Here is a 5,473-nt window from a genome sequence, read left to right on the forward strand (position 1 = left end):
GATCAAATTTCCTGATCTGGTGCACGCTGTAAAGCCTGAGCCGGACAATGAAATTCCGCAGGCAGCTTCGGCACACGATACTTTCTGGGATTTTATCTCTTTGATGCCGGAATCAGCGCACATGATCATGTGGACCATGAGCGACCGGGCCATTCCGCGCAGCTACCGGATGATGGAAGGTTTTGGTGTACATACATTCCGTTTTGTGAATGCAGAAGGTGTATCGCACTTTGTTAAATTCCATTGGAAACCTTTACTGGGTGTACACGCAGTAGCCTGGGACGAAGCCCAGAAAATTTCTGGTGTAGACCCGGACTACCACCGCCGCGACCTCTGGGAGGCGATCGAAAGCGGGAACTTCCCGGAGTGGGAATTGGGTGTGCAAATCGTTCCCGAAGAAGATGAATTCAAATTCGAGTTTGACCTGCTTGATCCTACCAAGATCATCCCGGAAGAGCTCGTACCTGTGCAGCGCATTGGTAAACTGACATTGAACCGCAACCCGGACAATTTCTTTGCTGAAACCGAGCAGGTCGCTTACCACATCGGCCACGTTGTACCGGGAATTAATTTCACAAACGATCCGCTATTGCAGGGTAGGCTATTTTCATACACAGATACCCAGCTGCTGCGTCTCGGCGGACCGAATTTCCACGAGATACCTATCAACAGACCGATCATTCCGGTGCACAATAACCAGCGCGACGGTTTTATGCGGCAGACGATCAACCGTGGGAAGTCGAGCTACGGACCGAATACGATCGGTAACAACTACCCTGCCCAGGCAAAGGCCTCGGAAGGCGGTTTTACCAGCTACCCGGAAAGGGTTGACGCCCGCAAGGTGCGCGCAAGAAGCAGGAGCTTCTTCGACCATTTCAGCCAGGCGCGGTTGTTCTTCAACAGCCAGTCGGAGCCTGAAAAAGACCATTTGATTGATGCGCTCAGCTTTGAGCTGGGTAAGGTAACATCACCGGAAATCCGTACACGGATGCTGGGTATCCTTTCGCTCATCGATAAGGCGCTGGCGGCGGAAGTAGCATTTGCACTTCGTTTGCCTGTACCGGAAGATCCCGAGCTGCCTGTCAACAGGAGCATTCCTGCCGACGCTGATCCTGCGGATTATGATTCCATTATGGCAGAAGGCAGCCTGAAATCATCCGCTGCTTTGAGCATGGTGAACACGGTAAAAGATACCATTGCCACACGCAAGATCGCATTCCTTGCGGCAGATGGTGTGGATGAGAAATCATTGATGACGGTGAAAAACGCATTGGAAGGTGCTGGTGCAGTGGTTGAAATTGTATCACCTCGCCACAGTTACCTGATCGCCGAAAATGATACCCAGATCCCTGTTGACCATACTTTCCTGACAGCTGCATCCGTATTGTTTGATGCGATTTATGTACCTGGCGGGACAAACAGTGTCGCGACTGTGGAAGCGGATGCCGACGCGGTACACTTCCTGAATGAAGCTTTCAGACATTGCAAGGCTATTGCCGCTGATGCTTCGGCGATTCAGGTGCTGGAAGCAACTTATTTCAGCAAAAAACTACCGGCAGATTTCTCCGATGCAACGGTGATCAAGGAGGGAGTTGTGGTACTGGACGATGCGGAAGCATTGGCAGACAAATTCATCCTGGCGATTTCGCAGCACCGTTTCTGGGAGCGCGAGAAGCCAAGACGCGTTCCTGCATAATCGTGCAGCAATTGTTGGTAAAAAAGAACACCCGGGCTTTGTAAGTCCCGGGTGTTCTTGCTTTAAAGCAGGTCAGGTTAACGAAAATCAGCGATCAGGCTTTTTCGAGTATGTCCAGTGCCTCCTGGTTATTCTGCTGGGCAGCCAGGTCGTAAACAGACAAGCCGCGCGCATCGAGGATACTGGTACTGGCGCCGCGGCTGAGCAATAGCTTGACCATGTCATTGCGCCCGAACATCGTCGCAAACATCAATGCAGTACCGCCATTTCCATGTTGCAGGTCGAGGTTGGCGCCTCTGTCGATCAGCAAATTAGCGACATCTGCGTAGCCTTTGAATGCGGCTCCCATCAATGCAGTGTTCCCTCCATAATCAGCACCGTTTACATCTGCGCCCGAGTCGATCAGAAACCTTGCTGCTTCCAGCTGGTTATTGTAACATGCCACGATCAGCGGCGTGTAGCCTTTTTCGTCCCGGCAATTTACATCTGTTTTCAGGTCCACGAGCTCTTGCAGAACTGGTACCTCACCTAGCCTGGCAGCATGGATGATCACTTGAGTGTAGTTTTCCATTATTTATGTAGCGTTAATATTTCCCGTTTTTACCAAATATTATACCATCGAAAATAGCCGACCGGACTTACCGGCAAAAACCAGGCTGGAAATGCTGGCGTGATAATTTAGAATCTTCTTTTTTTACATCACACGACTACATTAATGCATAAACCCGACTACCACCGCATTGAAGATTACGGCCTCATCGGCAACCTCAAAACAGTAGCACTTGTCTCCGTCGACGCTTCGATCGACTTCATGTGTTACCCCTCTTTTGACTCTCCTACTGTCTTTGCCAAATTACTCGATAACAAGAAAGGCGGAAGCTTTGGGGTATTTCCTCAGATGGAAAACTACAATACCAAGCAGCTTTACTTGCCCGCAACAGCTGTGCTGCTGACGCGCTTTTTTTCAGAAGACGGCATCGCGGAAGTGACCGACTATATGCCCATTAATGAAGAAGCCACAGACAATTCGACGGCCATTGTGCGGCAGATTAAGACGATTCGCGGCAATATTAAATTCCATGTAAGGTGCCAGCCGGCATTTGACTACGCACAAAGCACGCATTCCTGTGAGCTGCGGGATGATGCGGTGTATTTTAATCCTGATAATGCAGAGAACAATGTATTGCGGCTGATCGCAGATGTGCCGCTGGGAATGGAAGAACTCGCAGGTACTGCTGAATTTACGCTGAAACAAGGTGAAACTGCCTGGCTCGTGCTTGAATGCGGCAAAAGTAAGGTTGAGCATGAAAATCCCATTGAAGCCTATAAAGCTGATACTTACGCGCAAACCATTGAATTCTGGCGTAACTGGTCGAAAAAATCTACTTACAAAGGTCGCTGGAACGGTACTGTCAACCGCTCGGCGATTACATTGAAACTGCTTACTTCCCGCGAGCTCGGCTCGATGGTAGCGGCACCTACATTCAGCCTGCCCGAGACGATCGGTGGCTCGCGCAACTGGGACTACCGCTTTATGTGGATCCGCGATGCGGCATTTACCATGTACGCATTTCTCCGGCTGGGCTATCATGATGAGGCGACTGCATTTCTTCAATGGATCCACGACCGCAGCAGGGAAGACAAATTGTACCTGATGTACACGATTTCCGGCGCGCACGATCTGGCCGAACGTGAGCTTGAAAACCTCGAAGGCTACAAAGCCTCCAAGCCCGTGCGGATCGGCAATGCGGCGCAGGACCAGTATCAGCTGGATATTTACGGCGAGCTGATTGATACCATTTACATCTATAACAAACAACACGCACCCATTACTTTCGAGTTTTGGGAAACGATTGTGGAGCAGGTGAATGAGGTGATCAAAAGATGGAAAGACGCCGATCACGGGATCTGGGAGATACGCAATGCAGAAAAGGAATTCCTCCATAGCAGGTTAATGTGCTGGGTTGCGATGGACCGGGCGATCAAGATAGGTCAGCACCGTTCCTTCCCTTTTCCCGAAAATCAATGGAAGGAAGTGCGGGATGCAATTTACGCGGACATTTACCACAATTTCTGGAATGAAGAAGTGGGTGCCTGGGTTCAATTTAAGGGTTCCAAAAACGTGGATGCCAGTGTGCTTCTGATGTCGCTGATGCACTTTATCTCCCCATACGAACCGCGCTGGCTGTCGACCCTGAATGTGGTGGAAGAGCAGCTGGGCATTGATGTGCTGCTATACCGCTACAAAAACGGGGCAGACCAGTTTGACGGGCTAGAAGGAGACGAAGGCACTTTCAATATGTGTTCGTTCTGGTTTATCGAATCGCTCGCCAAAAGCGGGCAGGTATCGAAAGCGCTGGATAGTTTCGAGAAAATGGTGGGTTATGCCAATCACCTCGGCCTGTTCAGCGAGCAGATCGGCCACAAGGCGGAGCATTTGGGTAACTTCCCGCAAGCCTTTACGCACCTCGCACTGATCAGCGCTGCATTGGAACTGGACAAGCAGCTGGACAGGACCGGGTACTAAAACTCCTTTTCACCAAATTCACTGACCGGCAGCTTCGCTTTTTTCGCAAGTGAATTGAGGCTGTAAGTCAGGTTGATTGTAAACATATCCGTTTCTTGGATATAGTTGGTTGTCGTGTAAAAGTCTCTGCCGTAAGTGGTAATGCGCTGCTGGTTTGAGCCCAGCAAGCCCAGGTCGATCTGCTGCCATTGCAGCAATGCGGATAGTTTTCCTTTCAAAAATGTCTTTCTCAAAGCCAGCGCGGGGTTCACAAACCTTGAATCCTCACCCTGGGCTGTAACCCGCTGCGAGAGGTAATTGTAAGTCAGCTGCAAATTCCAGGTAGGAGCAAGCCGGAAGCTGGTATTTGCATTGACAGAAAACACAACACTGCGCTGGTTAACAGCCACATTATCATTAAATAATGCACCCTTGATCTTGTAGTCATAAACATTTCCCCCTGCATAAAACTGCCACCAGCTGGTCAGCTGCAAGCTGGTACCGGCCTCAATTCCCCAGGAAGTAGCGAGTCCTGCATTGGTGTAGATGCGGTTCAGGATTGTGTCATTATATACACTATTGACCCTGTTGACCACGTTTTTGATCCGCTGATTATAGACGGTGGCAAATACCGTGTTTTTACCAAAATCCTTGATGATACCAATTTCGGAAAGATCAATAAACTCGGGCAGGATGTTCGGATCGCCCGATTCCAGCGTTTCGGAATGCTCGCGCTCGGGGAATGGGTTCAGCTCCGCATTGGTAGACCGCTGTACCCTTTTGCTGTAACCTGCTTTCAGCCGCAGGTTTTTGCCCGCCTGGTATTGCAAGCTGGCTGTCGGGAAAAGATTGGACAAATTAAGGTGCCGCGTCGCATCCGTTCCGGCGGTGAATGCGCGGGTTGAATATTCGTACCGCAAACCTCCCGCATATTCCACCTTGCCCTGCTTGCCTGCATACTGCACGAAAGTGGCGTGGATCTGATTTGCTACCCGCGTGCGGCTGCTGAATTCAGGCACAAGTTCCAGCGTACCTTCTTCCATATTCTGGTTCAGATACTGAAATTCTCCTTTCTGAACCTGGTTGCGGTACTGGTAACCTGCTTCCAGCTTCCCTTTGCCAAGGTTAATTGCATAATCTGCACGGAAGCGGTACGCATTCAGCGGGTTCTCGCTCGGGTTGCGGGTGTACTGTAGTACTTTCAGGCGCGCGGGTTGGTCGGTATTCAGGTTGGTTGTCAATCCGTCCAGCTCGGCGCGCTCGTACAAACC

The 5,473-nt window shown here is 50.4% G+C and carries 4 protein-coding genes; 2 read left to right on the forward strand and 2 right to left on the reverse strand.

Annotation, left to right across the window (positions count from 1 at the left end):
• Positions 1-1,696 (forward strand): catalase (locus tag ACTIE6_RS16360; RefSeq protein ID WP_439557662.1); only part of this gene is annotated, 1,696 nt, incomplete at its 5' end.
• Between the two features lie 94 nt (positions 1,697-1,790).
• Here the strand turns inward: ACTIE6_RS16360 and ACTIE6_RS16365 are convergent.
• On the reverse strand, positions 1,791-2,267 hold the full coding sequence (locus tag ACTIE6_RS16365) for an ankyrin repeat domain-containing protein (RefSeq protein ID WP_439557663.1): 477 nt from the start codon (positions 2,265-2,267) through the stop codon (positions 1,791-1,793).
• A 144-nt stretch (positions 2,268-2,411) separates the two neighbouring features.
• On the opposite strand from ACTIE6_RS16365, the gene ACTIE6_RS16370 reads away from it, so the two are divergent.
• Entirely contained in the window at positions 2,412-4,223 is a 1,812-nt protein-coding gene (locus ACTIE6_RS16370) for a glycoside hydrolase family 15 protein (protein ID WP_439557664.1), read from the forward strand.
• Here ACTIE6_RS16370 and ACTIE6_RS16375 read toward each other — a convergent pair.
• The coding region (locus ACTIE6_RS16375; RefSeq protein ID WP_439557665.1) for an outer membrane beta-barrel family protein at positions 4,220-5,473 on the reverse strand (1,254 nt) is incomplete at its 5' end. The two genes, ACTIE6_RS16370 and ACTIE6_RS16375, sit on opposite strands and share 4 nt — an antisense overlap.

It is taken from the genome of Dyadobacter sp., assembly GCF_051859145.1.
Taxonomy (GTDB): Bacteria; Bacteroidota; Bacteroidia; order Cytophagales; family Spirosomataceae; genus Dyadobacter.

Coding starts and splice junctions, on each gene's coding strand:
- ACTIE6_RS16370 (WP_439557664.1), top strand. CDS start 2,412: ATGCATAAACCCGACTACCACCGCATTGAAGATTACGGCCTCATCGGC.
- ACTIE6_RS16365 (WP_439557663.1), bottom strand. CDS start 2,267: ATGGAAAACTACACTCAAGTGATCATCCATGCTGCCAGGCTAGGTGAG.